This is a genomic window from Deltaproteobacteria bacterium (assembly GCA_018668695.1).
Taxonomy (GTDB): domain Bacteria; phylum Myxococcota; class XYA12-FULL-58-9; order XYA12-FULL-58-9; family JABJBS01; genus JABJBS01.
Map to the genome: position 1 here is coordinate 1 of JABJBS010000391.1, position 4,690 is coordinate 4,690.

Genomic DNA, 4,690 nt, shown 5'->3' on the forward strand with positions numbered 1-4,690 from the left:
ATTAGCCAGCCATTGGGTTTAAAACGTAGGGAGAGTAAATCGTTACTTTGCCGTCTTGTGGCGTAGGGAATGTCCACTTGCTTACATTACGCGTAACACATCGGTTTAAGCGTCGGCTCTTCATGGTGTCGTCTACAACGTTTACCTTCACAACCTTGCCCTTGGCGCCGATGGTGAACTGAACGCTCATCTGACCGGCCAACTTTGGCTGGCGCTTCAATTGACGCTCGTAACATCCGCGAACCATGTCTTGGCTATTTGAAAGAGCGTCTTGGATGTCGCTCACTTCAAGAACTTCAACCTGCTCGGCTGCTGTATCGGTGATGCTCGCTGCATTCGCAGTGCTTGGCGCTGCCCACTGAATCATGCCCATGCTCATGGCGAAAGCTGCGTAGAAAATGCTCCAACGCTTAACTGCAACACTTGAAGTTTTCTTCGTTACGCGGACCATGATGCGACCATCTTTAGATGCTGTCCAAGTTGCGCTCATGTTGTTTGCTAGTTTTTTCATCGTCCGTCTCCCCGTTTGGCGTTGTTGCCTTGCACTATAAACGCTGCAAGTGCGGTGCCACTTTCGAATGAGGCAAAATGGGACGATTCCGGTGACGCAGATCACACAACATAGAGGTTTCAAGCCAGGCTTGACGGGAAGCCGTCAGAAATTCCGACACCCTGTCAAAGGTGTGCATACGGGCCTATAGGAGGGTGGTGGCGGTTTGCCTACATGAGGGGATACGCGAAATTAAGCGCTGTAGATGGCGCCTGAAGCTGTTCAGTGCTTACTCTGTTCCAACACCAGAGCCTTGGAGGTCTTTTACCTGTATAACGATTCGACGGTTTAAGCCCCGCCCCGCTTGGGTGTCATTCCTTGCTATGGGCTCCGCGGACCCTTTCCCATCAATATCAATTCGCTCTACCGAAATTCCACCCGCTACAAGTCGCTCCCTCAAAATGGTTGCTCGACGTTTAGATAGAAAAAGGTTTCGATTCGTATCACCCACCGAATCGGTATGTCCGGTGATTAAGATTTTCTTAATTTCCATGTGCTCTTTGAGAAAACTAATAATCTTATCGATCGCTCGATTCGATTTCGGCGCTGGAGTCTTCGTAGCATGAGCGAACTGAACGCCCTTCGCAAAGTCAGTTAGAACATCGCCTAATCGAGTCTCTATCGTTTTTGGCTCAGGTTCGGCGATTGTTGTCACTTCGGGACAACCGTCTCTTTCTGCTTCCGCCGGCGCGTTCTCTGGATCAAGAGGACATTTGTCCACGGTATCCAAAACACCATCGGCATCATTATCTAAGTCGGGACAACCGTCGCCGTCTTCAAACTCGTCAAAGTCTTCCGCCTCTAATGGACATTTGTCTTTTTCGTCTTCAATACCATCTTGATCGTTGTCGAGTTCAGGGCACCCGTCTTCATCTTCGAACTCATCGAGGTCCTCTGCCTTATCGACACATTTGTCTAAGTCGTCAAAGACCTTGTCGTTGTCGGAGTCTAAACGCTTGTCTGGACAGCCATCTTCTTCTTGAAAGTCATTCTTCGTCTCAGCGGCATCCGGGCACTTATCGTCGACGTCTGATATTCCATCGGCATCGTAGTCATCCTCCGGGCAGCCGTCTTGGTCGCCCAAGCCATCCATATCTTCTGGAGAATTCGGACAACCATCCTCGTTATCATTGATACCGTCGTCATCAGAATCGAATGTTATCTGGTGACCACCTTCCAAGCCTAAGAATAGGCGCAGCGATGGTGATACAGGGCTTGCGCCCAGCCCCATACCAAAACCAAAAGTTAAACGACTCATCGAAATATAGGCTGAATCCTTTTCGACCCAGTTCGACGGAAGTGTCCAGGCACCGCCCGCTTGAAACTCTTGTGGGTAAATCCGGTCACCATAGGCGCCCTTTTCCAAAACGATGCTTCCCACCCACGCAGCAAACGCATCAAGCGAAAGCCCGAGCCATGGTTCAAGCGACGAGGATGCACCGAACGTGTAATGAATCTGGTCACTGAAAAGCATGCCTTCAAGTTCATATTGTTTTCGAATCTGATAACCCAGTTCGGCCTGGATCCGGATAGAGTATGTATTGTCGTCAGCTCCGCCCAGCACCAGAGTTTTCGCAGCCGCCACGGTCGGTGTCATCGATACGCCCGCCTCACCGGAGTAACTGGCTTCATTGGCTGTAGGCAATGTCATCGGCAACAGAAGTGCTAAATCGACGAAATAATCCTTCTCACTCAAAATTTTCCCGTGAACATTCAGAGCGACATCGCCCACCCCTGCACCTGGTTCGACAAGCGCAACTCCCAAAATTGAGCGGTCAAGCCCCGAGCCTTGATGATAGGTCACGGGGATCCCCAGGCTCACCGTCACCAAGTCGTAAAGTCCCATAGATGCTTGGAGTAAACCCGATAAACGGTAACTGATAAGGTAACCCAAATCGTTGGTGTTACTCCCAATCGTTTGGCTCACTTTTAAGATTTGGTGACTGGAATCGAGCCAAAACAAAGCTTCTAGATGTAAGTGCGGCAAGTCTTCAATGGCTTCTAGCGGACCCAAACCATCACTTGAAATAGCGGGCTGGCTACCGACAATGGGAAGCGATGCCTGCGCAGGAACCGCCCCTAACAAGCCGAACAACAAACCAAAAAACATGACCCGCAAGTGCATCATGCTTCCTCTTCTGGTCGAAGTCGCCAGGCACGTAAAACCAGGGTAACCAGTAGCAACCAATACCAGGCCGAGCCAGGTGACGACGTGGCGCAACTTAGTCCACCACCGTCAAACCGTAGCTCAGCATTGCAATCAGGATTCTCCAAGGCGGTTGCTAGGTCATCACAAGGCCCCAGAGTTTCCGCAGGGTCGGACGTACCCGCTGGGTCTACTGATTCTGTAGGGTCAGGCGTAGTCGTCGGATCAGAAACATCAGTAGGTTCCGATGGTTCTGTAGAATCCGTAGCGTCCGTGGGGTCCGTGGGGTCCGTGGGATCTGAGCTATCCGATGGTTCCACGCCTTCGGGAGTGCATAGCGAAGGTTCACTCACACATGTCCAACCCTCTTCAACCGAACACGCAGCGTTACAGCCATCCTCATCGAGTGAATTTGCGTCATCACAGGCTTCTTCACCGAGAATCAAACCATCTCCACAAATAGCGTCGCAGACAGACGGGAGCCCATTGCACACAAAGCCTGCTTCAACTTCGCAAGTATCTGAACAACCATCGCCGGTGAGACTATTTGCATCGTCACATTGCTCGCCATCATCCAAGAGCCCATTGCCGCAAACCTGCTCACATAACGATGGGCTCCCCGAACAGCTCCAGCCTGAATCAATTAGGCACTCGCTGCATCCATCTTCATTCGACCCATTGCCATCATCGCAGGCTTCATCATCGGTAACCAAACCGTCCCCACAAATACTCACGCAAACTGAGGGCTCTTCTTCGCAGACATACCCCGGCTCAAGCGCGCAGGATGATGAACAACCGTCACCAGATTCAGCATTACCGTCATCACAGGCTTCGTCGATGTTAATCAAACCGTTGCCACATGTAAGACTGCAAAAAGAGGGTTCACCCGAACAGACGAAACCAGCTTCCACTTCACAAGTAACGCTGCAGCCGTCTCCTTCAAAGCTATTTTGGTCATCGCATTGCTCACCTGGGTCCAACAAGCCATTGCCACAAAGAGCCTCACATACCGACGGTTCGTCCGTACAGCTGTAACCCGGTTCGATCAGGCAGCCACCCTGGCACCCGTCCCCCGGTGCTGTGTTGCCATCATCGCATTCTTCGCCATCGTTAAGACTTCCATTGCCACAAAGGAACGTACACTCCTGAGGAGCCTCACCCAAACATTCAAAACCATTCTCAACGAGGCAAATGGCAGAGCAGCCATCGCCATCTGTAGCGTTGCCGTCTTCACAGGCCTCGCCTGAATTGAAAACACCGTTACCACAGATTTCCTCACAAATGCTTGGTGAAGATTCACAAATCCAGCCATCTTCAAGCGCACACGCGTCATTACAACCGTCATCGGCCAAAAGGTTTCCATCGTCGCAGGCTTCGCCCGGATTCAACACTCCGTTACCACAAGATGGCGCACACGTGGATGGCTCACCCTCGCAGCTCCAACCAGACTCAACGCTGCAATCTAGAGCACACCCATCTCCCGACGCCTGGGGCACGCCACCATCGTCACATGCTTCGATTCCCACAACGAGACCATCACCACAGACAGTCTCACAGACAGCTGGAGAGCCTGCGCATAACCAGCCTGCTTCGATCACACATTGACCGTCACAGCCATCACTCAAAAGACCATTGCCATCGTCGCATTGTTCAGACGCCAAGGTATTCAAGACGCCATCGCCACAGCTGGCGAACGTACAATCAAGCTCGCAGGTACTGCTCTGCGAGCCATCGTCGCAATCTTCCTTACCCTCTAAGACAATACCGTCACCGCAAAAACCCGTAACACAGGTATTACGGCAAAGGTCGGTATCCAGGTCATTACCGTCATCACAAGTCTCACCCGCCAGCGCATTCAGATAACCGTCTCCACAAAACGCCGTACTGCAATCAAGGTCACAGCTGGCCGTTTCACCCAAGCCATCACAGTCCTCGATGCCCACGTTGGTAAAACCATCCCCGCAGGTTGCAGTTAAGCAAGTTCCAGCAGGTCC

At 51.7% G+C, this 4,690-nt stretch carries 3 protein-coding genes; all 3 read right to left on the minus strand.

All coding sequences use genetic code 11. The features are described from left to right. Position 1: 1 nt before the first annotated feature. Entirely contained in the window at positions 2-511 is a 510-nt protein-coding gene (locus tag HOK28_23130) for an AgmX/PglI C-terminal domain-containing protein (GenBank protein ID MBT6436002.1), read from the minus strand. Positions 512-779: 268 nt separating this feature from the next. After that, positions 780-2,678, minus strand: coding sequence for an OmpA family protein (locus HOK28_23135; protein MBT6436003.1), 1,899 nt, complete (start codon positions 2,676-2,678; stop codon positions 780-782). Then, the coding region (locus HOK28_23140) for a DUF4215 domain-containing protein (GenBank protein MBT6436004.1) at positions 2,675-4,690 on the minus strand (2,016 nt) is incomplete at its 5' end. The genes HOK28_23140 and HOK28_23135, both read right to left, overlap by 4 nt.